Source organism: Streptomyces sp. NPDC016459 (assembly GCF_040632845.1).
In the GTDB taxonomy this organism is placed as follows: domain Bacteria; phylum Actinomycetota; class Actinomycetes; order Streptomycetales; family Streptomycetaceae; genus Streptomyces.
The window spans coordinates 1-23,845 of sequence record NZ_JBEYCR010000022.1; the positions used below are offsets into that span (position 1 = coordinate 1).

Genomic DNA, 23,845 nt, shown 5'->3' on the forward strand with positions numbered 1-23,845 from the left:
TCTGAGGGATCGGAGACGGCGACCAAGCTGCGGCATGGCCACCACCCTCGCACGTGGCCCGATCACCGTGAAGTCAAAGAGACAGGCTCTAGTCGAGCGGCTGATCACCGCAGGCCAGTGGCAGGCCGGCAACCCGGACGTCCTGGTCATCGCGGACGCCGGATACGACGCACCCCGCCTCGCCTTCCTGCTGAAGGATCTGCCGGTGCAGGTCCTGGCCAGGATGCGGTCGGACCGCGTCCTGCGCAGGCCCGCACCCTCACGGCAGCCTCACACCAGGGGCCGTCCGCCGCGGCACGGCGGCGAGTTCGTCTTCGGGCAGCCCGACACCTGGGGCACCCCGGACACCGAAACCGTCACCGACACCCGCCTTTACGGAACCGCCCGAGCGCGCTCGTGGGACCGGCTCCACCCCAAGCTCACCCACCGTTCTTCCTGGGCCGCGGCCGACGGCACCCTCCCGATCGTCGAGGGGACGGTGATCCGCTTGGACATCGAGCACCTGCCCAGCGGAGCCACCCCGAAGCCGGTCTGGCTGTGGTGGTCGGGCACCGACGCAGACGCGGCGGACACCGACCGGCTCTGGCAGGCATACCTGCGTCGTTTCGACATCGAGCACACCTTCCGCCTGTTCAAGCAGACCCTCGGCTGGACCTGTCCGAAGATCCGAACCCCCGAGGCGACCGACCGCTGGACCTGGCTGATCCTCGCCGCCTACACCCAACTCCGTCTCGCCCGGCCGCTGGCAGCCGACCGGCGCCGTCCATGGGAAAGGCCCGTCTCCTCAGACAGGCTGACCCCGGCACGTGTCCGCCGCGACTTTCGGCACATCCGCCCGACAGCTGCCTGCCCGGCCAGAGCACCGAAACCCTCCCACCCCGGCCCCGGCAGGCCACCAGGCCGCAAGAACACTCGACCCACCCCACGACACGACGTCCACACCCCTCGCAAGACGGGCAGTGCCACGTCCCGGAACAAGAAGTCGACTACTCCACGGCCCCGCCGCACAGACCAAAGGACAAGTCAGCAACCCGAACGTTGAGGGAAAGCACACCGTCCCCATCCCATCTAGCCCCCCTAGGCGCATGAATCTAGGGGGGCTAGACTTCCTGTCATATCCTAACGGAAGGCGTCGAGTATGGATCTGCCTAAGATCGTGGCCCACCGGACCGAGGGCGGGTGGATGCTCGAAGCAGAGGGTCTTGCCCCCGCCTACGTTCGCCGCCTAAGCGAAGCGGCAGATTGCGGACACGCGCTGATGAAAGCTGCCAACGTGCCCGGGGCCGATAAGGGCATCCTGCTCACGGTCGACCTTGGCGACGAGCTCAACCAGCGTGTCAAGGCTGCAACCCAGGCAACGGCTGACGCCTACAAGGCGCAACTTCAGGCAGCGAGAGAACTTCGGCGAACGGCGTCAGCCCTCAAGAGCCAGGGCATGACCGGCCGGGACATCGCTCACGTCCTACACATCTCGCCTCAACGCGTCTCTCAGCTACTCGCTCAGTCCGCCACCGCCGAAGGTTAAAGATCAAGCTAGGACCGACCGCGGCAGGGACGACCAATGACTTGACGGAGCGTCATTTGCGGCTGCCGGGTGGGCAAGCGTACGCGGCCCCACGGGACCCCGCCCCCTCACAATCGAACACCAAGGTGACGCCCTGCGACGGCCCCCCGAGATCTGTGCCAGAACCCACAACTCGTGAAGAGAGCCAACCATGCCATCCCGACCACCGATGAGGATCTCGCCGGGATGCCGCCGGCGACCTGGACCACGCGGCGAAGACCATGGCCTCCCTCCTGCGCGACGGCTCGGGCGCCCACCGCCAGCGCACGGCCTTCACCCGCCACGGCGACCTGACGGACGTCCTGCGCCACCTGGCGGACGAAACGGAGGCCTTCTGATCAGCCCGGGGACGGGGCGGTCACCGGCACGGCCGAGGCCACGGCCGCGCCGGAGGCCCGCCGCCCCGGGCGGCCCGCTACGGCCGCGCTCGCCAGACCAGTGCCTGGGCGACGACGACGTGCTCGCCGTTGAAGGTGATGGCGGGGCCTTCGTACGGTTCGTAGCCGAGGGCGATCGCCTCGCTCACGCGTTGACAGAAGGTGGAGTCGTCCCGGCCGGTCAGCACTCGGTAGACGGGCAATCCTTCGGGTGGTGTGCTCATGAGGAAGAGGATGCCCTGCCGGCCGGGGCCGAAGCGGCGGTCCCCCGGGGCAACCGAGGGGACCGCCGCTCCGAGCGGAGCCGGGTCAGGAAGCCCGCTGCCCCCCGTCCAGCGGCTTCTGGAACAGGAGCATCGTCGAGGATCCGAACGCCTCGGTGTTGGTGTGCGTGCTGCTCACCAGGGCGAATCCGTACCGCGTGATCTCCTCGGCCAGGGCGCCGCCGGTCCGCTCCGAGAAGGGGAGCACCTCCAGGCCGATGTCCTTCTCGGAGTCCGCGACCCGGATCCTGCGGGAGATCACGTTCCCCGGTACGAGGGCGTCAGCGACCTCCGTGTAGTCGGGGATCGAGAAGAAGCCCTTGCCCCACTCGCTCGCGCAGTGGTCCACGATGAAGTGGCCGCCCGGGCGCAGGATGTCGTAGACCCGGGAGATGTGGCGTCCGCGCTGCTCCTCCTCGACGAGCATGTGCAGGCAGCCCATGTTCATGGCGAGATCGAAGCCGTTGTCCTCGAAGCCGCGCAGATGGATGACGTCGCGCTCCACGAACCCCGAGGGATCCAGGTCCGCGGCGGCGGCCCGCTCGCGCGCGCGGGCCAGGGCGGAGTGCGACACGTCGACCGAGACGACCCGGTGTCCCTGCGAGAGCAGGTAGAGGGAGTCGCGGCCCTCACCGCATCCCAGGTCGATGATCTGCCCGGCGAACACGTCCGGGCGCTCGCCCATCATCTGGAGGAGCGAGGCGTTGGGTTCCTCCGACTCCCACAGCTGGGCGCCGTTCTCGTACACCGTCCGGTAGCGGTCTTCGTAGCCGAAGTAGTAGTCGCCGATGGTGGCGACGATGGTCCGCACGTCGTCGGTGGTCGGCGAGAACTCCACCGGCGAGACGGTGACCTCCTCCTCGGCGTCCGCGCCCAGGACCATGAGCGCGGTGTCGTCGAGCAGTCCTATCGCCAGGAGGTACTGCGAGGCGTCGCATTCGACCGCTTCGCCCACCCCGAAGGGCGAACAACACTCTTTCAGCGCGTCCAGCGTCAGCGCGCCGGCTTTCTCACAGGTGAACAGGGCGGCCCGGCCCCGGGTCACCTTGACGGCGAAACCGGCCGGGGCGTCCAGCTGCCACACTGTGGTGGTGTCGGAAAGCTTGATCTCGGTCACGTTCGGACCGCCGGGTGCCGTTTCGCCAAGAATCGCTTGGTAGAGACTCACTTGGATACCCCCTGTGTGTGGTGTTCACGGTTTTCTCGGTGTGCGGATGTGCACAATTCCGCCAGGCGGGCCTCGTACTCCTGGAGTACGGGGCCCTGGTGGCGGAAGATTCTTCCGGATTCACGAAAGCGCTGGGCGATCTCGCCATCCTGGGAGCGGAGGGCGGCTTCTATACCGGTGAGCTCGATGACATCGCGCTGGGCATTGCTGCCGCCCATCGGGAAAGAGGCGTGGAACGACCTGGCCAGTCGGGCCGCGGAATCGGCGTAGTCGCCGGTCGTGAAGGAACGGAATCCGAGGAATACGTCGACCATTTCCTCGGAGACTTCCTTGCCCCGCGCCCGGACCGCTTCCAGGAGGGCGTCGGCGTGGCCGTACTCCCCGACCTGGCAGTAGGTGAGGTAGGCGTGGAAGTCGTTGAAGAGGTACCAGTTCTCCTCCAGGTAGGGCTTCCAGTCCTGGAAGAGCGCCTGCCAGTAGGCGGAGAGGTCGAGCGACGGCCTGACGAGGGCGAGGCGCCACAGCAGCGTGACGGCGTCCAGGTCCTCGGGCGACCGCAGGGACGTCTTCCTGCGGATGCCGATGCGGTAGCAGGCCAGTACGTCCTGGATGTTGCCCTCGTAGAGCTCGAACAGCGCGTAGTGCCACCAGATGTGGATGCGCATGGGGGTCGAGCCGTCCCTGCCGCGCATGTACTCCTGGATGTAGCGGGCGCCCTCCGCGTGGCGGCCCTTCTCGTAGAGGCAGTGCACCATCGCGTGCATCGCGTAGATGTCGTCGGGGTGCAGTTCCAGTGCGAGGCGGGAGCGTTCGATCGCCGTCTCGATCAGGCCGTTCTCCTCGAGGGCGAACCCGTGCAGTCCGTACAGGTAGCCGGTGACCGGGTCGTCGGGCGCGAAGGCCGGGACGGACTGCGCGATCGAGGCGAGCATGTGCGGTGCGTCGCCGATGTAGAAGTCCAGCATGTGCACGGTGTAGATCGACACGGCATCGCCCGGATGCGCGTCGACGACGCTCTGGAAGCCGTTGCGGGCCGCGGCCAGGTCTCCGGCGGCCCAGAAACCGATGGCGGAGAGCATCGCCCTGGTCCGCGGCTCGGTCGGCCCGGCCCCGGTGAGGGAGGCGCAGATCTCCGAGGCCGCCATGACCGCCGTGCGCTCCATGGCGCACAGGAGGTCCACGGCGAGCATGAGCTGGACGGCCACGGGCGGGGTGGATCCGTCGGACGGTCGACATCGCTCGTGGTCCAGCTTCATCGAGACCAGTTGGACGATCGCCTCCTCGACGAACTCCATGTCCGAGGGTCGTTCGACGAGATGCGGAACGCCCCGGGAATCGCTGAGCACGGTCATATCGCTGAGCACGGTCATACGGACACCTCCGTGGGGATGGGTCCGCTGCTCTTGCCCTGGGCCCTGCGGATGCGGTGGAACGCCAGGACGAGCAGCAGGGTCAGGACGAACGGGGCCAGCCAGATCAGCGAGGGGACGAGTCGTCCGCCCGCCAGGACGGCGGCCAGCAGCACGAGGGAGCAGGCGTTGGCGTTCGCCACGATCGAGCCGACCTGCCGCGGCGAGAACGCCGACGCCGCCTCCGCGCGCAGGATCACCCGCAGGGAGCCGAAGGCGCATCCGAGGGCAAAGATGGCGACCATCTGCGGCACCCCGAAGGCCGGCAGCAGGAGCCAGACCGCGATCGCCGCGGTCACGGCGCCGACGGCTCCCGTCAGGACCCAGCCCACGCCCAGGCTCTTGGTGAGGCGGTGGAGGAAGGTTCCCGCGACCGCCATTCCGATACCGAGGATCATGTCCATGATCCCCACGGTGAGCATGCCCTGGTCGTGGGCCAGGGCCTGCAGGGGCAGCATGAAGTTGAAGGTCCCGAGGATGGGCCAGATGAGCAGGAAGGCCAGCAGGTACAGGGCCTTGAGGCTGCCCGCGCCCTGCGGCCGGGCCTCCTTCTCGAGCTGCTCGGCGGTGGTCTCGGTGCGGTGCGATCCCAAGCTCAGGACCGCGACGCCCGCGAACAGCACGGCGCAGCCGACCAGGACCCACTGGGCGCTGACCACGCGCGTGAACAGGGGGGCGAACAGCGGTCCCACCATGAGGGCGACCTGGTTGACGGTCATGGTCAGCGAGCTGTGCCGGCGCAGGGTGGCGCCGTCGAGCCCGGAGGCCTCGTCGTTGAACCACACCTCCCAGGTCGACTCCAGGAAGAAGAAGAAGATCCACAGCACGAAGTTCAGGGCGACCAGCACGTGTACGTGGTCGTAGCCGGCCGCGATCAGGAGCAGGGTCAGGGAAACCCCGGCGAGTCCGGCGGCGGTCATCCTGGCCCCGCCGGCGATCGGGCTGAAGCGGACCAGCGGCGGGACGAACACGGCAGGCACGAAGGAGAGGGCGGTCGCGATGGCCAGCGCGTCGTAGCCTCCCCCTTGCGAGGAGGCGATGTGCCAGTTCAGGAGCAGCAGCACCACTCCGCTGAAGAACCGGTAGGAGCCGGAGTAGAGCGTGTACCGCTTCACTCGCCGACCGTCTCGCCCGCTCCGATCATGAAGATCTGATCGGAGAGTTCCTTGGCCGTGGTCACGGGCAGCCAGGTCTTCTCGCCGAACAGCTCGTCCCATTCGAGTTCGATGAGGCCCTCCCTGGTGCTCCAGTTCTTGGCCGCCTGGGAGAGGTCGCCGGGCTTGGCGCTGATGTTGATGCTCCGCACTTCCAGCGGCAGCGGCTTCCCGTCGAGGACCTCCTCGATCCGTCCGGGTTCGGCCTTGAGGAACGCGATCGCCGAGGTCCTGACGGGCTCCGCCGCGGCGACGACGTCGAGGAGGTCGTTCCCGAGGTACGAGCCGACGTGCAGCCAGTAGGGGTTGATCCCGTACGCCCGCTCGACCTGGTCCATGATCCCGTCGCCGCCGGGCCGGGCGGCGACCTCGATCACCCAGGCCGTCCCGTCCGCGTCGAACTTGATCTCGACGTGGGCGAGGCCCCGGTCGATGCCCAGGGCGGCGCAGGCCCGCACGGCGAGGGCGGTCAGCTCCGCGTCCCCGGTGCGGTGGCTCGGCACCAGGTGCGCGACCTCGGCGAACCAGGGGCGCGGGGACAGGTACTTCTCGGTCACGGCCAGTACCTCCGCACGGCCGGCCCCGCACAGGACCTCTACGGAGACCTCGTCGTCGGAGTCGACGCACTGCTCGACGAGGTACTTGTCGCCGAGGATGTTGAAGGCCGACCCGTACTGCGCGATCACGGCCTTCGACGCCGCGAGCCCGGCGACCGCCTCCTCGCGCGTGGTGGCCAGGACCACGCCCCCGCTGCCGCCGAAGTCGTACGGCTTGACGACCACCGGCAGCCCGATGGCCTCGACGGCTTCGAGCAGCTCCTCCTCGGACTCCACCAGCCGGGACCGGGGGGTCAGGACGCCGGCGGCCACGAGGGCCTGCTTCATGTCGTACTTGTTCCGGGCGTTGGTCACGGTGTCGGCGTCCAGCCCGCCCAGCCCCAGGGCCCGGTTCACGGCATTCGCCGAGTCCACCGTCCAGTCGTTGAGCGGCACGACGACCCTGGGGTGCCAGCCCTGCGCGGAGTACGCGCGAATGGCGCTCAGCAGGGATTCCGCGTCCCGGGGATCGGCCGACAGCATGTTGTCGAAGGTGCGGTTCAGCTTGCGTACGGCATCTTCCGTGGCCGCCCAGACGGGAATGTCGGTGGCGCGCTTTGCTCCGGAGAAGGCCCGTTCACGGAGATACTGGTCGGCCCCGAGCAGGAGTATGTACTCTTTGTGCAGCATGGATTCCTCGCCATATTCCAGGATGCCCCGACCCGACCTGCACTGTCCGCTCCCGGCGATGGCGCCGGTGATCGGGACGGGATGAGTGAATTAATTCACGGGCCAGGAGGGTCAGCTGCCATCATCCGCAGCAATTGGCATTCCATCTCTACTGGCGCGCCATTGAAAAATCTGCATGAATCCCCCAATTTCTCCGAAAGATCGTAACCGCGCACCCAGGGCCACGCAAACGCCTATTTCCAGAAGTGGCGCGAAATCGACCAAAAGTCGAAATCCAGCCACCGTGAAAGCAGGACATCCCATTCCGATTCCCACCAAAGCCGCCCCGACCCCACACCGACCCCACACCGGGCCCGCCCCGGCCCCACCCCCCGGGCCCTCCGCCGTGATGGCGAGGTGAGGTGGCACCCCGCCATGCGACCACCTGCCCATGCTGGAGATCGCAGGTTAAGAAGACGGCCCGCTGGTCGACGGTTCGGGCTTCCTCGACCTGCCGATCTTCTGGCCCTGCCACCTCGGCTCCAGCCTGCGGGGCGAGGAGGCGCAGGCCCGCCGCCTTCGGCCCCGACCGGGATGACGCCCAGGAGCTGTACAGGACCGCCTCGTCCCCCGATGAGTGGCCGGCGTTCACCGTGCACCTCCACTCCGGGTACGTGCTCCACGTCGTCTATCGCAACTTCGAGGGCGACCACAGCGTCGACGACCTGCTGTCGCACCCCGACCGGACGAAAGCCGTCACCCTCGCCATCGACGACGGCCACTTCGTGGGGCCCGGTCTGTCCTGGCCCGAGCTGGAAGCCTCGGCCGACCAGGGCGCCGCATCCGGGGTCACCGACCCCAGCGCCCGCCTCTCCGCGCTGCCGCGCGGCGCCGCCGAGCAGCCAGGTCGGCCCGCCGGTCGAGGGCCCGGTCGACCGTGCGCAGCGCCAGGCCCGGCCGCCCCGGGGGCCAGGGGCGTTTCAAAGTCGCGCTGATCACGCGGGTCCGCAGGTCACGGCGGTATGAGGAGTCCAGGTAGGACCCTCACGAACGCAACGAAACTCCGGTTGAACGGGGTGACCTTCCCAAGTCGCCCTGAACCACCGGAGTTTCGATGTGCCGCCAGTCTGCCACCGTCTGCCTCGTCAAGTCGCCCGCTCTGGAGGGGGTAGCGGGACTCCCGCTCGTGGATCGGTGCGGGTGCTGCGCGGTCCGCGTCGGCGGCGTGGGGTGCGTCACCCGTTCGTGGCGGTGCTGTTGGTTGCCGCCTCGGCGGTGACCGCCGGCGCGCGCTCGTACGCGGCCATCGGACAGTGGTCCGGTGATGGTCACCCGCCAGACGAAGTCCGGCCGGGGGCCGGCGTCCACCGCAGGAAGGCTTCGAGATCGTGCACGTCGGTCAGTGCCCAGTCCTGCTTGCCGCGCTCGCTGGCGAGGAACAGGGCGAGGTCACGCACGATGGCCAGTGCGGCTTCGATGGTGTCGTCGGTGCGGGGCAGCGTTCCGGCACGCCGGGATCGCTCACGCGAGCGAATCATGAGGTCGGAGAAGGCCTCCACCGAAGGTCGCAGGGGGCCGGGGACCGCGAGGACCCGGCGTTGTCGCAGGCCGGCCGCGAGCCGCTCGGCCTGGTCGGTGGCCATGGCCAGACCGCGACTGATGAAGAATGTTTCCAGGGCGCGGGCGAGGGAGCCCATCGAACGACCCGGGCGGCGGGAGCGTTCGAGTACGGACTGGGGGAGGTTGGGCCGGCCGTCCCGAAGAAGCCGCCCGAGGGAAGTGATCATCGTGCAGGCCCGGCCGACGGAGTATTTTGCGGCGAGATCTGTCGTGAAGTCCTGCAGCCAGTCGGGGGATTGTCGAGTTCGGCAATGAGGTGTTCGGCCCGGACGAAGGGGCGATCGGGGTGACTCTGCCAGCAGGCCGAGCCCAGTCCAAGCCCTGCGTGCTGCCGCGCTCTGCCGCATTGCTCATAGGCACGGGGCGGCTGTTTGGCCTGCCGGGGATGCGAGCAGTGCCCGCACCAGCCGGTGTCCTCGCGCAAATATCCGGGCCGGCTGCAACGATGGCATAGATTCTTGGCGGCGTCGCGTTCGGACTTCGGCAGGGAAGTGCGGCAAAGAGCGACGGATTTGCTCCGCAACGGGTGCCCGCATGCGGAGCATACGCGAGAGCAGGTGATGCAGTGGCCTGGGCGTCGGATACGCCCAGCCATGGGCGAACCCGCGCGCCTTCCACCCCCACGACAACTCCCGCGGACCGCTCTCCCGGCTCGACGCCCCATGGACCCCACGCCTCGTTCAGACCACCTGGACGGGCCAGGCGTCCCGGGCACCGGTTCTTCGGGCCCGACCCGCGCCGAGCCCGGAGCGTTCGACCTCCCGGAAGGAACGGGAGCGAACCGCCAAGGCATAGTCCCGGTGCCTACTCGTGGTCTGTGCAGAGGTGGGCACTCAAGGCCGCACATGCCCACTCTTCCCAGGCGTCGGGGGACCAACCCCGGTCGCGGACAAAGATCAGGTACAGCTCCGGACTGAGCAGCCCGTACAGCAGGTCGGCGGCGCGGGCGGCATCGATGTCGGGGCGGGCGTCGGGCTTGGAGGTCAATGCCTTCGCTGCGGCGTGCTGGACGGTGTAGCGCGGGTCAGGGCCGACGGGCCACTGCGCGGCGATCTCCGGGTCCGTGGCCGCCGCAGCCGCGATCAGCGGAATGATCGGGGCGACACGGCCAAGGATGTCGCGTACGCCCCGCACGTGGATGCGCAGTTGCCCGGCCGCAGTGGGTTCGGCGCACGCCGCGCGGAACCAGTCGCGGTCCATCGTGGCGACCGGCTCGGCGTCGCCCGCGATCGACGTGTCGACGACTTCCTTGAACAGCGCGCGCTTGTTGCGGAACACGAAGTACACGGTCTGGACTGCCACGCCCGCGCGATCCGCAACCTCCTGAAGGCTTGTCGCACCGTACCCCTGCGCGACGAACAGCTCCCGCGCCGCCGCAACGATCTTCTCGCGGGTACGCCGCGAGCGCTCAACCCTCTTGTCGGGGCGCTTGACGTTCTGTCCGTCGGATCCCTTGACCACATCCATGTCGAGAGTCTATCTCTAGAGTCAGACATTAGAGATGGACTCTAATATCTTGGAGGGGTAGCGATGAGTGAGACTCGGACTGCTGCAGAGCTCGACCAAGAGGCCTCTGTGCGCGGCGTGTTGGAGGACTTCTACCGAGACGGTAAGCCGCCGTGGGACAGCGGTGTCACGCCGCCCGAGCTCGTGGCCCTGGTAGAGGGGCCCGACGCGTTGATGGCGGGCCGGGTGCTCGAACTCGGCTGCGGCACCGGGACCAACGCGGTGTACCTGGCCCAGCACGGCTGGCAGGTGACCGCCGTCGACCTGGTCGACCGCGCGGTCCGGCAGGCGAGGGAGAAGGCTGCCGCGGCCGGAGCGGACATCACGGTGCTGTGCGCGGACGCCACCCGACTCGACGAGGTGGGCATGCCCGGGCCGTACGACCTGTTCTTCGACCTGAGCTGCTACTGCGGGATTCCACCGCACCGCCGCGACGCCTACACCGCCGGCGTCACCAAGCGCGCCGCCCCCGGTGCACGATTGCTGATGTTCGGCTACGGGCCCGGGGCGTTTGACGACTCGTGGTCCGGCGTCACTGCGGACGAACTCAACACCAGGTTCGCCGGGTGGCAGCTGACCGACGTGACGCCGGGCACGAACCCGGTCCCGACTTTCTGGTTCACACTGCGCCGCGCCGCCGCATGAGTTGGGGCTGGCCGCGCCGCCGTATGAGTGGGGGCTGCAAAAGAAGCAGTGCGACTCCGATCATGGCGGATTGCACCCGTGACCAGCCGGAACATGGCAACACCGTCCGAGGCGGGGGGCCGCGTCGGTGGGCATAGATGACCGGTTCCCAAACGAGCTCGTGGCCATGCCGTCTGTTGTCAGGCTGCGGCGATGCGGGTGACGGCGGCTTGGAGCCGGCGGATCGCGGCTTCGCTGCCGTGTACTGGTGGAGGACCGGCGGGACGGCGCCGAGGGTGGGGCCGTCTTCGGCGGGCATGGCGCGCCAGTGCAGGATCGGCGTGAGGAAGGTGACAGCTGCCCCGAGGAACCAGGCCAGGCATCCGTGGACGTGGGCGATGGCAACAGCAGCGAATGCTTCTCCGCAAGTGTTCCCATCGGTCAACTCCTGGGAGGGCCTGCCGGGACTGCGGGGGGGGCACCGACACCGTGCAGATCGGCGGCGGCCTTTGCCGCGACGGTACGGCCAGCGGGTGTCACGGCCCACGCCTGATCCCGGATCAGCCGTCCGGCCTCCTCCACCAGTCCTTCGATATCCGACCGCCATGTGTCCGCGGCCGTCACGCACGCAGTCGGTGAGCGCGCTCACCGACTGGCGGGCTGCCGGTGCGTCACCGGCGCCGCTGGCCGGGGAGCGCACTCGCACTTGACCATGTGGTCATGCCGTAGTGGTTGCCGCCACGTCGTCCCAGGCCAGCGAGGCGATACGCCATCCTGCCGGAGTTCGAAGGAACTGGGTGGTCTTGTGGCCGGAGCCCTGGAACGCCTCACCATGGTGGATGCCGGACTTGCGGTATCGGCTGAACCGGTGCGCTATCGATCCGAGAATCTCGGTACTTTCGGATACCTCCCATTCGGAGAACTCCGTCAGCGTCCCGTCCGTGAGCATCTTCTGCCGGGGCTCGATGAAGGCGTCGAGGTCGTAGATCACGGGCTTGCCCCCGACGTTCGAGATGATCCTGCCCTGGGGGATGAAGACGTCGCGGATGACGTCGAGATCAGGGCGGTTGCCGCCGGTGTTGGTAAACGCACCGACGAACACTGCCATCAGCCGATCGAGCTCGGCCTTGACACCGGCCTCGGGCGCTTCGGACGCCTCACCGGGGCAGGGCCATTCCTCGGAAAGGACCGACCAGACTTCGCTGTCGTGCCGCACACCGCGGTGGGCAGAGCGCCGCCGCAGCACTCCTTCACGGGTCATACCCAACCGCTGTGCGACATCGACGCTGCGGGTGTTACCCGCCGCGACCCACCATTCGACGCGGCTCATCCCGCGTGTACGGAAGGCCCAGTCGATCAACGCCCGGCAAGCGCGGGTGACCAGACCCCGCCCCTCCGCCGCCCGTTCCAGCCAGCAGCCGATCTCGCAGACCCCGGAGGCACTGTCGAAGCGGGTGAACATCACCCCGCCGACCAGTGTGCTGTCGAGCCAGATCCCGTAGATCCGGCCGGTGTCCAGGGCCGCACGGTCGGCATAGCGCTGGAGGGTGGCCGTAGCCGAGTCACCGTCGGTGCTCAACGACGCCCAGGGTATCCACGGATCCACGGTGTCCCGTGCGCGGTCCATATGAGAGAGGAACTCCTGAGCCTGCCAAGGCTCGAGCGAGCGGAGTTGGGCCCGGTCGCCGAGCGGCATGGTGAACATGGAAGCCTCACTCTCGGGTGCGTAACAAGCGTTCGGTACGTAGGTTGGCAGCATGCCACCCGCACCCGGAGATCGAGAAGCCCGCCGCCAGGACGTTTCCGAGGCGGTCTGGCGCGTCATGGCCGACAAGGGATTCGGTGGCCTGACCCTCCGTGCGGTCGCCGCCACCATGGACGTCTCGACCGGAATGCTCATGCACTACTTCCCGACGAAACGAGCCCTGATCCAACATGCCTTGGACCTGCTGGAGCACCGCACCGCACAGAGGCCCCGTCGCGCACGTCCCGGACCCGGCCTCGCCACCGTACGCGCCGCCCTCCTGGACATTCTGCCGCTGACCTCGGACGACACTGCCCGAAACCGCATCTGGGTCAGTTCCTGGGACCTCTCCCTCGCCGACGATGAACTGGCCAGGCAACAGGCCGACCGATACACCCGCCTTCGCTCGGCCATCAGCCCCCACTTCGAGGTCGCGCGCGACCTCGGCCAGCTGCCCGCAGACGCCGATCCGGAACGACTGTCGGCAGGCGCTGTCGCCTTCGCACATGGCCTCGTCGTGCAGGCCCTCTTCGATCCCGGCCGATTCCCTGAAGACGTACAAATCGCCATGCTGGACGATTTCCTCACTGCGATCGCACGGCCACGGGTCGACAGAGACGGCAGCCGAGCCGCCCCGGATGCCTTTGAACGGCCCTGACGTGGGACGGTCAGTTGATCGGATGTGTCTGTCCGGTTGGTGATCTCCGAGCCTTTGCCAACTTGAATTCGCTGGTGAAATGCCGCCGGAGCCGCCCCTACCAACTTGCGGTCCAGCGCAGTCGATGAAGATGGAACCCATGACAGAGGACCGAAGCGAGATCGTTCTGACCAAGCAGGACCTTCGTGAGATCGCCGCGTTCGCTGCGGCCTGTGCTGAGGCGGCGCTTGAGGAGTTCGAGACCGATCAGCCGGACGACTCGCGGCCTCGAAACGCTATCTGTGCCGCGTGGGAGTTCGCTCGGGGCTGCGAACGCGGGAAGTCTCTGCGCGACACAGCATCCGCCGCCCTCAGAGCAGCCAAGGACGCGGACACTGCCGCTGCCCGAGGGGCAGCGTAGCCTGCGATGTCTGCGGCCGGCGAGCCGCCTACCTGCATCCGTTGGCCAAGGCCACCCGGGTCAAGCACATCCTCGGAGCCGGCGCCTACGCGGCCAGAGCAACCGAACTCGTCACCGGCGAGGACCGGAGCGTTGGTGCCGAAAGCATCGAGCAGACGGCGCGTCGTGCGACACCAGTCGTCATTGACGTGCTCAAACGCTTCCCGGCGGCGCCGCGTGGCCGCGGACAGGTTGGCGAGTTGATCCGCATGCTGGACGCTGACCTTCGTTCACTCACCGTCGCTGAGTGACTTTCAGCGCACGGCGCCCTGATCCGCCCCCGAGATGGGGGTACCCGCCCGCGGCTTCACCACCGCGATACACACCTGGGGCGGCGTGACGGCTGGCGCCGCGAGTCGGTCTACCGGCCCGCCGCCACCCCGCTCCCATCGGCTGGCGGCGGCGTCTGGCGTTGGCCGAGCACGACCGCACCTGTCGCGGGTCAGGAGGGGCAGGGTCGTGGTGGCCACGGGGAGCCGGTAGTTCACGCTCCCCACCCTGCGGGCCCGCTCGTGGAAGACGGCCTCCCTCGTGGTCGGCGCCGCGCGGCGTGGGGCCGGGGCGAAGACGAACAGCACCGGCGGGAACAGCCGCTCCAGGGACGGGCCGGCCTAGGTCTCCTGCCAGTGGCTGCGCGGTGCGCGGGCGGCGTTGCCGCGGCCGGATGCCGGGGCGTTGCGGTAGGCGTCGTAGCGCTCCAGCTTGGCGACCAGGCGGGCGTAGGACATCGTGCGGTCGATCTCCACGAACGCGCTGGAGCCGCTCGCCAGGAGCACCCCGCCGTTGGGGATCAGGTTCCCGGCCGGGGTGGGGTGGGCGACTTCCACCTGCCAGTCCGCGTGGTCGGCTACCTCCCCTTGGTGGAAGGCGACGACGGTGTCGACAAGGGCGAGGCCTTCCTCGCGCAGGCCGGTCTTGCCGGCCGCGCGCCTGCCCGTGGTCCGGCCGACCGTCGGCGCGAGCTCGCCGGAAGCCGCGACTTCAGCGAGACCCGCCGGCGTGCGGTACCAGGAGCTCTGCTGGGCGCGGTGAGTCCGGCCGACCAGAGCCGGGGATTCGCCCTGGAGGTTGCGCAGCGCCCGGCGTACGTGGTCAGTGCCCTGCTGGTGCGGCAGCAGAAGCGGCGGTCTCTAGGGGGTCGTCGCAACGCGTGATCGTTTGTGTTAGGCGGCGAGCAGTTTATGCAGGCTCTCGGCTGGGGTTTCCCAGTCGAGCGTTTTGCGTGGGCGGCCGTTGAGTTCGGCGGCGACGGCGTCTAGGTGCTCTCGGGAGTGGACGGACAGGTCGGTGCCCTTCGGGAAGTACTGCCGCAGCAGGCCGTTCGCGTGTACGCCGACACGAGGACGCCTTTGGTGGATGTGACGGTCGAGAGAGGCCTGCGATACCGGTTTCAGGCTGTACTCGTGCCGACCGTCGGCCCATCGGACGCCGGCCGGGTGGTCGCCCCGGCCCCGGGTCGCGGGTCGGGGCGGAGCACGCCCGCCGCCGCGGCGGCCACCGCGCAGAGCGCGACCGGGAACAGCAGTGCGAGATTCAGCGGTACGAGGTGGGTCAGCGGGCCGATGACGGCGGGCCCGGCCAGCATGCCGAGGTAGCCCAGGCCCGCAACGCGGGAGACGTGGGCGCCGGCCGCGTCCAGGTCGGTGTGGCCTGCGGCGCTGAAGAACTGAGGTACGCAGCCGGACAGTCCCAGCCCGAACACGGCCCAGCCCACAAGCGTGGGCGCCACCCACGGGGACAGCGCAGCAACGGTCAGCCCGGCGCCCGCGGCGGCGGCACCGTAGCGGACGACGAACACCGGGCCGGTACGGGCGGCGACCCGGTCGGTGAGCAGGCGGCCCACCGTCATGGCGGTGGCGAAGGCGCCGTAGGCGAGGGCGGCGGTGGCGGCGGGCGCGCCCAGCACGTCCTCCAGGTGCAGCACGCTCCAGTCGTTGGCGACGCCCTCGCAGAGCATCAGCAGCAGGGCCAGTGCGGCCAGGACCCACACCCGCCGGGGCGTCCGCCGCCGGCCGGCCGGGCGTGCGCCCCGGCCCGTCGTGCGGCCGCCGACCGCCGCTCTCTCGGCGGCGGTGTCCTCCTCCCCCGTGGTGCCGGTCTCCTTCCCGGCGCCCCGGGGCGGGCCGAGCAGTGCGGGTGTGGCGAGGAGGGTCACCAGGAGGCCGGTCGCGGCGGCGGCGGCCAGGGTCGCGCCGAGGTCCCAGCCCCAGGTGATCAGCCGGGCGCCGACGAGTGCGGCGAGCACGCCGCCCAGCGAGAACACCGCGTGGAACGCGGACATGACCGGCCGGCCGTAGGCGCGCTCCACCTGGACGGCGTGGGTGTTCATGCTGACGTCGAGGCAGCCGTTGCCGAAGCCCAGCAGGAACAGCGCGATCCCGAGCCCGGGCGCGTCGGCCGCCAGGGCGGGCGCCACCACCGCCGCGCTGCACAGCGCGGCGCCCGCGGGAACCACCCTGCGGGCGCCGAGGCGGTCAGTGAGACGGCCGCACAATTGCATCCCGGCGAACGCGCCGCCGCCCAGCAGCAACAGCAGCCATCCCAGGACGGCGTGGCTGATCCCGGTGTGGGACTCGACCGCGGGGATGTGCACGATCCACATGCCCATCACGAAACCGTTCAAGGCGAAGAAGGCGAACGTGGCGAGGCGGGCGGCCCGCAGGGTTCTGTTCATGACTGCGAGCATAATGAACAAGAATTATGTTTGATATGTTGACTTTCGCACTCGATTTGTGTGCAATGCACGCATGGGAACCACAGAACGCCACCGCCGGATCGCCCATGCCCTGCGGGAGGCGCACGAGCTGAGCGTGGCGGAGCTGGCCGGGCTCACCGGCTGCTCCGAGATGACGGTGCGGCGCGATCTGGAGATCCTGGCCGACCAGGGAGTGCTCGAACGGTTCCGCGGCGGTGCGCGCAGTCTGCTGCTGCGGGGCGAGGAGTCGCCGTTCGGACTGCGGGCGCAGGAGGGCGAGGAGGTCAAGCGCCGGATCGCCGCCGACGTCGCCGCCCTCATCGCCGACGGGGAATCCGTCGTCCTGGACAGCGGGACGACGTGCCTGGAGGTCGCGAAGGCGCTTCGCGGCCGTCGTGTCACCGTGATGCCGCTGTCGCTGCACGCCGCCAACGCGCTGACGGGCGTCCTGTCCGTGCGGCTGCTCCTGCCGGGCGGTGAGCCGAGGCCTGGCGAGCTGGCACTGACCGGGCCCCTCACGGAGGCGTCACTCGCGGCGGTCCGCTTCGACACGGCCGTCATCGGCTGCTGCGGCCTCACCGCCGACGATGGCCTGACCGCCTACGACCTCGCCGACGCGGCCGTGAAACGGGCGGCGATGGCGTCGGCACGGCGCACCATCGCGGTCGCCGAGGCGGCCAAGTTCTCCCGCACGGCGCTGGCGTTCGTCGCGCCGCCCACCGCGCTCCACGCCGTCGTCACCGACGTGACGGCACCGGCCGCAGCGACCGACGCGCTGGCCGCGGCCGGCGTCACCGTACGGAAGGTGTGACCCGCCATGACGTCTCGCGGAACCGTCCTGTTCGACCTGTTCGGCGTCATCGCGCTGCCCCAGCCCCTAGAGGCGCAAGCGGCTCTCGTCGCCACGGCGGGCACGCCCGCACCGCCCTTCTGGGACGCGTACTGGAGGCTGCGCCCACCGTACGACCGGGGTGACCTGACCGGTCCGGCCTACTGGCGCGAAGTGGGCACCGCGCTGGGCACACGCTTCGACGCCACACGCGTCGGGGCGCTCATCGACGCCGACCTGGCGAGCTGGAGCGCGGTCGACGAGGAGATGGTGGCGCTCGTCGGCGAACTCGCCGCAACCGGACCGCGCCTCGCCCTGCTCTCCAACATCCCGCCCGAACTGGCCAACCACTACGAACAACATCACGCCGCCTGGCTACGGCTCTTCGACGTACGCGCGTTCTCCTGCCGGACCGGTCATGCCAAACCGGATCCCGCCGCCTACGCGTGGTGCCTGCGGGCACTCGCCGTACCACCCCGGGACGTCCTCTTCGTGGACGATAGGGAGGAGAATGTGGCCGCGGCACACGCCGCCGGGCTGCACGGCGTGCTGTTCACCGGCGCGGCCGACCTGCGCACGGCGCTGCGGGAGCACGGGGTCAGCGCGGCCGCGTAGCCGGTCGCCCTGCGGGAGACCACCAGCCACCGGCCACCGGCGGCCGACGTGACCGGCCACGGATCACCGGGGGCACGTGTCCGCTTCCCCCTGGCGCTGCCCGCGGCGCTGCCCACCGACCGGCCCGTCGCGCCCGAGTGCCCGGTTCGGGGACGCACAGGGTCTTCATGTCGTGGCGGCGCCGTCGAACGCGGTGCACAGGAACGCCGCTGCCTGTTCCACCGCGCGGCTCCCCGCATCGAGGGTGCCCGCCATGGCGAAGAAACCGTGCGTCACACCCGGGTAGCGCGCGCACTCGGCCTCGACGCCGCTGTCACTCAGGCGTCGGGCGTACTGCTCGCCCTCATCGCGCAGCGGGTCGTACTCGGCGGTGATGACGAGCGCCCGGGGCAGGCCCGCGTGGCTGGGCGCGCGGAGCGGTGACACGAGAGGGTCGTTGCCCTCCTCCGGCGAGGTCAGGTAATTGTCCCAGTACCACTGCACGGACTTGTCGTTGAACAGCAGCGGATCGGTGTTCTCGCGGCGTGACGGCGTGTCCGCGAAGTAGTCCGTGTTGGGGTAGACGAGGAGTTGGGCCCGGATGGCGGGGCCGCCCGCGTCCCGCGCCATGAGGGTCGTCGCGGCGGCGAGGTTGCCACCTGCGCTGTCACCGCCGACGGCGATGCGCGTGGGGTCGCCGCCGAGGCGTACGGCGTTCTCCGCGGCCCAGCGCAGGCCCGCGAAGCAGTCGTGGACCGCAGCGGGGAACTTGTTCTCCGGTGCCAGGCGGTACCCCACCGCGACGGTGAGGCAGTTGGCGGCGTTAGCCAGGCTGCGGCAGATGGCGTCACTCGTCTCGATGCTGCCCAGGGTCCAGCCGCCACCGAAGAAGTAGACCAGCACCGGGAGGGGCCCGCGGCCCGCCCCGGGCCGGTAGAAGCGGACCGGCAGTGTCCCGGCGGGACCCGGTATCAGCTCGTCGAACACCTCCCGCACGGGCTCGGGGGCGCCCGCGCCCGCCCGGACGGCGGCTAGGTCGGCCGCCCTCGCCTCGGCCAATGTCATCTCGTACAGCGGCCTGGCTCCTTCGGCGGCACGCCGGTCGTACAGGGCTTGCAACTGCGGATCGAAAACCACGGTCTCTCCCGTCCGGTCGGCTCACAATGGGAGACCCCGGCGAGGCGCGCGGCGCTCGGCGGTGCGGCGCGTCGACACCGTTCAGCCGCGGGCGCGTTGAGGACCGGCGATGTCCACCGGCTGCCCTGCTTGGTCCCTGGCCCGAGCCTACGCGACGGCATCCCCGAGGCGGCGGTCGCACGGAGGGAGGCAGATCCGCGGGAGGGAGTGGCCGTCGGGTCTGTGGGACGTCGCAACCGGCACAGTGAGCGCCACCCTCACCGAGCACACGGCAGAGGTGCCCCGACAGCCGCACCCTCGCCTCCGCCAGTTTCGACATAACCGTACGTCTGTGGGACGTCGCGACAGCCAAGACCCGCACCGGACACACGGGCGCGGTAGCGGCAGTAGCCTTCAGCCCCGACGGCCGCGTCTGCCTCATGAGAAAGGTGATGGCTGGCGCTGGCACTCTGCGGCAGGAGAGAGCGCTGTCAGCGAAGTTTCGTGCCCGCTGGGTTTTCTCAGCAAAGGTGAGTGGCCGCCAGCAGTCGTAGTCGCCCGCGTCCCGGGTGTCCCCTTCGTGGCCTTCCGCCCGCGCGATGTATGCGTCCTTCCCCCGGCCTGTCCCGGACGTCCCTTACCGGCTGGCCCGACCTGAACCCTGGGGGTATCCCCACACCCGTTCCGGGGGCTGCCGCCATGGGCGCAGCCGGCCCGCCCCGGCAGAGTGTGAGGGTATGAAGGCAACACAGAAGACCTCGCGGGCCCGCATTGCCACCGCCGCTCTCCTCGCTGCCGCCGTTGCGTCCACGGCACTCGCGCCTGGTGCTGCCGCCGCTCCTCACCCGGCGTCCGCGGACACCGCCGCCTCCGCGGACGGCCGGCTCACCTCCCGGCAGCTCCAACGCGAAACGGCCCGCGTCCTTGCAGAGGGTGGGTTCGTCGGCATCACAGTGCAGGTGCGCGACGGCGCCCGCACAGTACACGCCCGAGCGGGCGAGGCCGAGCTGCACGCCGGCCGCCCTGTGCCGCGCGGGGCGGAGTTCAGGATCGGCAGCGTCACCAAGACGTTCGTGGCCACCGTGGTGCTGCAACTCGTCGCCGAGGGCCGCCTGTCCCTGGACGACACCGTGGAGCGCTGGCTGCCGGGTGTGGTGAGCGGCAACGGCAACGACGGCAGCCTCATCACCGTCAGGAACCTACTGCAGCACACCAGCGGCATCCACAACTACGGTCCCGAAGAGGACACTGGGAACACCGCAGCCGATTTCGAGCGGACAAGATTTGACCACTGGGACCCCGAGCAGCTGGTCGCCGGCGCGGTGCGCCACCGACCGGACTTCCCACCCGCACCGGCCGATGCCCGCAAGCCCGACTGGAACTACTCCAACACCGGCTATGTCCTCGCCGGGATGATCATCGAGAAGGCCACCGGGCGGCCCTGGGCCGAGGAGGTACGCGATCGCATCATCCGGCCGCTCGGCCTGATCGGCACCTACGCCCCCGGCGACGACCCGTACCTGAAGCCGCCGCATGCCCACACCTACCACCTGTTCCCCGGCTCGGTCACCTGGACCGACACCACGGCCAGGAACATCTCCCAAGCGGACGCGGCCGCTGCCCTCGTCGGCACCGAACGCGACGTGGACCGCTTCTTCACCGCCCTGCTGGGCGGGCGCCTGCTGCCTCCCGCCCAGCTCGCGGAGATGCGCAGGACCGTGTCCGTCAGCGAGAACTTCCAAGTGGGGTTCCCCGGCCTGCGGTACGGCCTGGGACTGATGCAGCAGCCGCTGACTTGCGGCGGCGATACCTGGGGCCACGGAGGGGACCTGGAGGGATTCACGGTGCGCACCGGCTTCACCGCAGACGGGCGCCGCTCAGTCGTCGTCGTCGCCAACGGCACCGGCAGCGGCGAGCAGCTGCTCGCCGCCGAGCGGGCCGTCCGCAGGCTTGTGGACCGCGCCCTGTGCCCCGGTGCCGAATGACGCGACCCCAGGCACTCGGTGCCCTGCCACGCCGCCCGCCCATACGGTCGCCACGGGCACCTACAGGACGGGCCCCCGGAGCCGGCCCCGCGTCCCGCACGTGCGCGGGCCCGGCTCCCTCCTTCAGTTACGCGGCCGCACCATCGGCCCGCGTTCCCACTGTGGGCGGTGAGTCATCCGATACCAGGCCGGATGCCGCTGACAGGGACGACAGAAGAGCGTTGTGGCCGGTGCACAGTGGATGGCGGCGGGTGAGGGTCAGCTCACGGACGCTCTCCAGCCGTCTTCGGCCGCGACGAGCAGGGCACCCTGGTGCAGGTCGAGGCTGCAGGCGGCAGTGGGCTTCCCTGTCTGGGCAAACGGGCCGGGTCCCTGGAACGCGTCGGCATGGAGATGAAAGGAACTGGCTTGCTTCACCCGCTCCCGAGAACGCTCGGCACAGCTTCAGTACGGGGACGTGATCCGCGCGGGCGGCGTAGCGCACGGAACGGAGTTCCAGCATGACGTGGTGCAGAAGAAGCGGCGGCAGCGTGTGCGTCGGGGCCCAGGTCTCCGCCTGGCGGCCGCTGAGGGCGGCCCGACCGGCTGGCACGGGGAGGGGTTGACGCGTCCGCCCGTCTACCGGCGGTCGACAGGTGCTGCCCGGACCTGCTCGGCCGACCGGGCTGGGTCCGCTTTTGGGCCCCGCCGAGCGGCCCGCACGTGGCTGGAGCCGATCACCGCCCTCGACCAGTCCAGCTGCTTCGACGACCGCAGCTTCGTCAGCAGGACGACATGGAGCCGGTCCCACACGCCGGCCTCGTTCCACGCGGCCAGGCGTCGCCAGCACGTCATGCCCGACCCGAAGCCGAGCTCCTGGGGCAAGCACTCCCACTGGCTGCCAGTGTGCAGCACGAACAGGATCCCGCACAGAGCCTGCCGGTCAGGCACCCTCAGCCGTCCCGCGACCAGTTTGGGTACTGGCTCTGGCAGTAACGGCTCGATCAGCAGCCACAGTTCGTCCGAGACGATCCACGGCCGAGAGTTCTTCTTCCCCACGAACAGACCAACGAGCATCCAAGCCGATAGCCACACCAGCAACGGCTTCTGTTAGGACCTCTTAGAGGGCATCTGATCAACGTTCACGCCGGTGTGGGTGGCATGTCCGTTTCGATTCGCCAAGTTGGTGCGGATTCTCCGGTGAGTTCGCGGCTCATTTTGTTAGCGACAAGCTCGGTGTGGTCCTCGGCCGGGGTGTTGTTTGTAGGCATACTTCATCAACTCGCGCCGGGGGTCGCCTGGTTACGGTTCATGGCAGGCCGATCACGGCCGGATGCGGTAGGTGCCGTTCGGCAGCTTGTGCAGCCAGCCCCGCGCGGCAGCTTCGACAGCTTTCCGCGAAGAGGCTCCAGCCAACCCGGCACCGAGGCGTCGATGCCCAGCTCGGCGCCGACCTCCTTGACCATCATCGGTCCGCCCGCGGCCTTAACGATCTGCAGCATCCGCTGGTAGTCGACGGGCAGCGCGGACGCATCCGCCACCTCGCTGCGGTGCGGCACCTTCAACACCGAACGTCCCGCGACCTGCACCAGCCGCGGCGTCCCGGCGTTCTGCTCGGCCGCGGTGGCCTCGGCCTCCTGCTCGTACAGCCGCCGAAGCACCCGCTCCGCGACCACCAGCTCCTCCCGAACGACCAGGCACCCCGCCGCGATCGTAGGAAGCCCGCCGCTTACGGCGCGGCCAAGGCCGGAGGCACCCACCCCCGACCCGTCAGATGATCTACGCGCCAGACTCCCGCCCCCGACCAGCAGGAGCACCCCACCCGCCACCCACGCCAGCACCGCTGACCAGCCCGGATTCTTTGGAGCGATAGCTGACACACCAACAACAGGCTGGCTCGCGAGAGCTCGCGTCGCCAAGCGCTGGAGCGATGGTCAGGGGATGAGCAGCACCTTCCCGGCGGTCTTGCGAGCCTGCAGGTCCTCGTGGGCCTGCCGCGCGTCGGTTAGCTGGTATGTGGCGCCGATCCGTACCTTGAGGGAGCCGTCGACCATCGCTGCAAAGAGCTCGCCGATCCGCCACTCCAGCTCGGCGCGGGTCTGGACGTAGTCGTCGCTATTTGGGCGGGTCAGATACACCGAACCAGCCTTATTCAGCTGTTGCGGGTCGATCGGCGGCACTGGACCGCTTGAGGCGCCGAATAGCGCCAGCAGGCCTCGCTTGCGCAGGCTTGCCAGGCTTCCATCCACAGTGGACCTGCCGACCCCGTCGTAGACGACGTGAACGCCCTCACCGTCGGTGAGCTTCCGGGTTGCATCGGCGAAATTCACTTGGTCGTAACGGATCACCTCGTCGGCCCCAGCCTCGCGGGCAAGCGCCTCCTTCTCGGCCGTCGACACCGTGCCGATCACCCGCGCTCCCCGCGCCTTGGCCAACTGGATCAGCAGCAACCCAACCCCCCCGGCCGCCGCGTGCACCAGGATCGTTTCGCCCTCCTTGACCGGATAGGTCGATGTGACCAGATAATGCGCGGTGATCCCCTGCAACGGCACAGCAGCGGCGATCTGGTCGGTCACGCCGTCCGGTACGTGCACCGACGAATCGGCTGGCACCAGCGCCCGCTGCGCGTAGCTGCCCGGCACGCCCTGCCAGGCCACCCGGTCCCCCTCGTCGAAACCGCGCACGTCCGGGCCGACCGCGACGACCGTCCCGGCGCCCTCCAGGCCAAGGATGTAGGGCAGCGGGACCGGGTAAAGCCCAGCCCGTTGGTAGGTGTCGATGTAGTTCACACCCGCAGCCGCCACGTCGACCAGGAGCTCGCGCGGGCCTGGCGCGCCGATCTCCACCTCCGCGAGCTCGAGCACCTCCGGGCCTCCGGTCCGCCGAACCTGCACTGCTGTGGGCATGCTTCCTCCT

General features: G+C 69.4%; 22 protein-coding genes and 4 pseudogenes. 11 read left to right on the forward strand and 15 right to left on the reverse strand.

Annotation, left to right across the window (positions count from 1 at the left end):
- Positions 1-82 precede the first annotated feature (82 nt).
- Both ABZ567_RS30075 and ABZ567_RS30080 read left to right on the forward strand, forming a co-directional pair.
- Positions 83-1,042, forward strand: a pseudogene (locus tag ABZ567_RS30075) (transposase); the annotation flags it as partial.
- A gap of 96 nt (positions 1,043-1,138) precedes the next feature.
- On the forward strand, positions 1,139-1,525 hold the full coding sequence (locus ABZ567_RS30080; RefSeq protein WP_360795890.1) for a hypothetical protein: 387 nt from the start codon (positions 1,139-1,141) through the stop codon (positions 1,523-1,525).
- 454 nt (positions 1,526-1,979) lie between these two features.
- Here the strand turns inward: ABZ567_RS30080 and ABZ567_RS30085 are convergent, their stop codons facing one another.
- The 5 genes from ABZ567_RS30085 to ABZ567_RS30105 form a co-directional block, all read right to left on the reverse strand.
- Complete coding sequence (locus ABZ567_RS30085) at positions 1,980-2,165, reverse strand: DUF1737 domain-containing protein (protein WP_360795893.1); 186 nt, start codon at positions 2,163-2,165, stop codon at positions 1,980-1,982.
- Between the two features lie 85 nt (positions 2,166-2,250).
- On the reverse strand, positions 2,251-3,321 hold the full coding sequence (locus ABZ567_RS30090; protein ID WP_360795896.1) for a class I SAM-dependent methyltransferase: 1,071 nt from the start codon (positions 3,319-3,321) through the stop codon (positions 2,251-2,253).
- A gap of 47 nt (positions 3,322-3,368) precedes the next feature.
- On the reverse strand, positions 3,369-4,742 hold the full coding sequence (locus ABZ567_RS30095; RefSeq protein ID WP_360795899.1) for a hypothetical protein: 1,374 nt from the start codon (positions 4,740-4,742) through the stop codon (positions 3,369-3,371).
- Positions 4,739-5,896 (reverse strand): MFS transporter, encoded by a 1,158-nt coding sequence (locus ABZ567_RS30100; protein ID WP_360795902.1) that lies wholly within the window; start codon positions 5,894-5,896, stop codon positions 4,739-4,741. The genes ABZ567_RS30095 and ABZ567_RS30100 overlap by 4 nt, the downstream gene beginning before the upstream one ends.
- Positions 5,893-7,161 carry an ATP-grasp domain-containing protein gene (locus ABZ567_RS30105; protein ID WP_360795905.1) on the reverse strand — a complete coding sequence of 423 codons (1,269 nt, stop codon included), beginning with the start codon at positions 7,159-7,161 and terminating at the stop codon, positions 5,893-5,895. Before ABZ567_RS30105 ends, ABZ567_RS30100 begins: the two co-directional genes overlap by 4 nt.
- A gap of 632 nt (positions 7,162-7,793) precedes the next feature.
- On the opposite strand from ABZ567_RS30105, the gene ABZ567_RS30110 reads away from it, so the two are divergent.
- Positions 7,794-8,135, forward strand: a complete 342-nt coding sequence (locus tag ABZ567_RS30110; RefSeq protein ID WP_360795908.1) for a hypothetical protein — start codon at positions 7,794-7,796, stop codon at positions 8,133-8,135.
- Positions 8,136-8,468: 333 nt separating this feature from the next.
- Here the strand turns inward: ABZ567_RS30110 and ABZ567_RS30115 are convergent, their stop codons facing one another.
- Both ABZ567_RS30115 and ABZ567_RS30120 read right to left on the reverse strand, forming a co-directional pair.
- Positions 8,469-8,927: a hypothetical protein gene (locus tag ABZ567_RS30115; protein WP_360795911.1), complete on the reverse strand. Its 459-nt coding sequence runs from the start codon at positions 8,925-8,927 to the stop codon at positions 8,469-8,471.
- Between the two features lie 637 nt (positions 8,928-9,564).
- Positions 9,565-10,227 carry a helix-turn-helix domain-containing protein gene (locus ABZ567_RS30120; RefSeq protein ID WP_360795914.1) on the reverse strand — a complete coding sequence of 221 codons (663 nt, stop codon included), beginning with the start codon at positions 10,225-10,227 and terminating at the stop codon, positions 9,565-9,567.
- Positions 10,228-10,335: 108 nt separating this feature from the next.
- On the opposite strand from ABZ567_RS30120, the gene ABZ567_RS30125 reads away from it, so the two are divergent.
- A complete protein-coding gene (locus tag ABZ567_RS30125; RefSeq protein WP_360795917.1) occupies positions 10,336-10,911 on the forward strand; it encodes a class I SAM-dependent methyltransferase in 576 nt (191 codons plus the stop codon).
- Between the two features lie 697 nt (positions 10,912-11,608).
- Here ABZ567_RS30125 and ABZ567_RS30130 read toward each other — a convergent pair.
- Complete coding sequence (locus ABZ567_RS30130; RefSeq protein WP_360795920.1) at positions 11,609-12,595, reverse strand: GNAT family protein; 987 nt, start codon at positions 12,593-12,595, stop codon at positions 11,609-11,611.
- 52 nt (positions 12,596-12,647) lie between these two features.
- Between ABZ567_RS30130 and ABZ567_RS30135 the strand changes: the two genes are divergently transcribed.
- The 3 genes from ABZ567_RS30135 (at position 12,648) to ABZ567_RS30145 (ending at position 13,982) form a co-directional block, all read left to right on the forward strand.
- Entirely contained in the window at positions 12,648-13,292 is a 645-nt protein-coding gene (locus ABZ567_RS30135; RefSeq protein WP_360795923.1) for a TetR/AcrR family transcriptional regulator, read from the forward strand.
- Positions 13,293-13,431: 139 nt separating this feature from the next.
- Positions 13,432-13,692, forward strand: coding sequence for a putative immunity protein (locus ABZ567_RS30140; RefSeq protein ID WP_360795926.1), 261 nt, complete (start codon positions 13,432-13,434; stop codon positions 13,690-13,692).
- A gap of 41 nt (positions 13,693-13,733) precedes the next feature.
- Positions 13,734-13,982 (forward strand): hypothetical protein, encoded by a 249-nt coding sequence (locus ABZ567_RS30145; protein WP_360795929.1) that lies wholly within the window; start codon positions 13,734-13,736, stop codon positions 13,980-13,982.
- 360 nt (positions 13,983-14,342) lie between these two features.
- On the opposite strand, the gene ABZ567_RS30150 is transcribed toward ABZ567_RS30145, so the two are convergent.
- The 3 genes and pseudogenes from ABZ567_RS30150 to ABZ567_RS30160 all read right to left on the reverse strand — a co-directional run bounded on the left by ABZ567_RS30150 (position 14,343) and on the right by ABZ567_RS30160 (position 16,405).
- Positions 14,343-14,849: a replication-relaxation family protein gene (locus ABZ567_RS30150; RefSeq protein WP_360796054.1), complete on the reverse strand. Its 507-nt coding sequence runs from the start codon at positions 14,847-14,849 to the stop codon at positions 14,343-14,345.
- Between the two features lie 45 nt (positions 14,850-14,894).
- Positions 14,895-15,059, reverse strand: a pseudogene (locus ABZ567_RS30155) (IS30 family transposase); the annotation flags it as partial.
- A gap of 62 nt (positions 15,060-15,121) precedes the next feature.
- Complete coding sequence (locus ABZ567_RS30160) at positions 15,122-16,405, reverse strand: MFS transporter (RefSeq protein ID WP_360795932.1); 1,284 nt, start codon at positions 16,403-16,405, stop codon at positions 15,122-15,124.
- Between the two features lie 73 nt (positions 16,406-16,478).
- On the opposite strand from ABZ567_RS30160, the gene ABZ567_RS30165 reads away from it, so the two are divergent.
- Both ABZ567_RS30165 and ABZ567_RS30170 read left to right on the forward strand, forming a co-directional pair.
- The gene (locus ABZ567_RS30165) at positions 16,479-17,237 is read left to right on the forward strand and encodes a DeoR/GlpR family DNA-binding transcription regulator (protein WP_360795934.1); all 759 of its coding nucleotides are present in this window, start codon (positions 16,479-16,481) and stop codon (positions 17,235-17,237) included.
- Positions 17,238-17,243: 6 nt separating this feature from the next.
- A complete protein-coding gene (locus ABZ567_RS30170) occupies positions 17,244-17,870 on the forward strand; it encodes an HAD family phosphatase (protein ID WP_360795936.1) in 627 nt (208 codons plus the stop codon).
- A 165-nt stretch (positions 17,871-18,035) separates the two neighbouring features.
- Here ABZ567_RS30170 and ABZ567_RS30175 read toward each other — a convergent pair whose 3' ends face one another.
- Entirely contained in the window at positions 18,036-18,986 is a 951-nt protein-coding gene (locus ABZ567_RS30175; RefSeq protein WP_360795939.1) for an alpha/beta hydrolase, read from the reverse strand.
- Positions 18,987-19,267: 281 nt separating this feature from the next.
- Between ABZ567_RS30175 and ABZ567_RS30180 the strand changes: the two are divergent.
- Together ABZ567_RS30180 and ABZ567_RS30185 are read left to right on the forward strand one after the other, a co-directional pair.
- Positions 19,268-19,396: pseudogene (locus tag ABZ567_RS30180) on the forward strand (WD40 repeat domain-containing protein); the annotation flags it as partial.
- A gap of 306 nt (positions 19,397-19,702) precedes the next feature.
- Entirely contained in the window at positions 19,703-20,950 is a 1,248-nt protein-coding gene (locus ABZ567_RS30185; protein WP_360795942.1) for a serine hydrolase domain-containing protein, read from the forward strand.
- Positions 20,951-21,587: 637 nt separating this feature from the next.
- Here the strand turns inward: ABZ567_RS30185 and ABZ567_RS30190 are convergent.
- The 3 genes and pseudogenes from ABZ567_RS30190 to ABZ567_RS30200 form a co-directional block, all read right to left on the reverse strand.
- Positions 21,588-22,006: pseudogene (locus tag ABZ567_RS30190) on the reverse strand (transposase); the annotation flags it as partial.
- 200 nt (positions 22,007-22,206) lie between these two features.
- Complete coding sequence (locus ABZ567_RS30195; protein ID WP_360795945.1) at positions 22,207-22,605, reverse strand: hypothetical protein; 399 nt, start codon at positions 22,603-22,605, stop codon at positions 22,207-22,209.
- A 258-nt stretch (positions 22,606-22,863) separates the two neighbouring features.
- On the reverse strand, positions 22,864-23,835 hold the full coding sequence (locus tag ABZ567_RS30200) for a quinone oxidoreductase (RefSeq protein ID WP_360795948.1): 972 nt from the start codon (positions 23,833-23,835) through the stop codon (positions 22,864-22,866).
- Positions 23,836-23,845 lie beyond the last annotated feature (10 nt).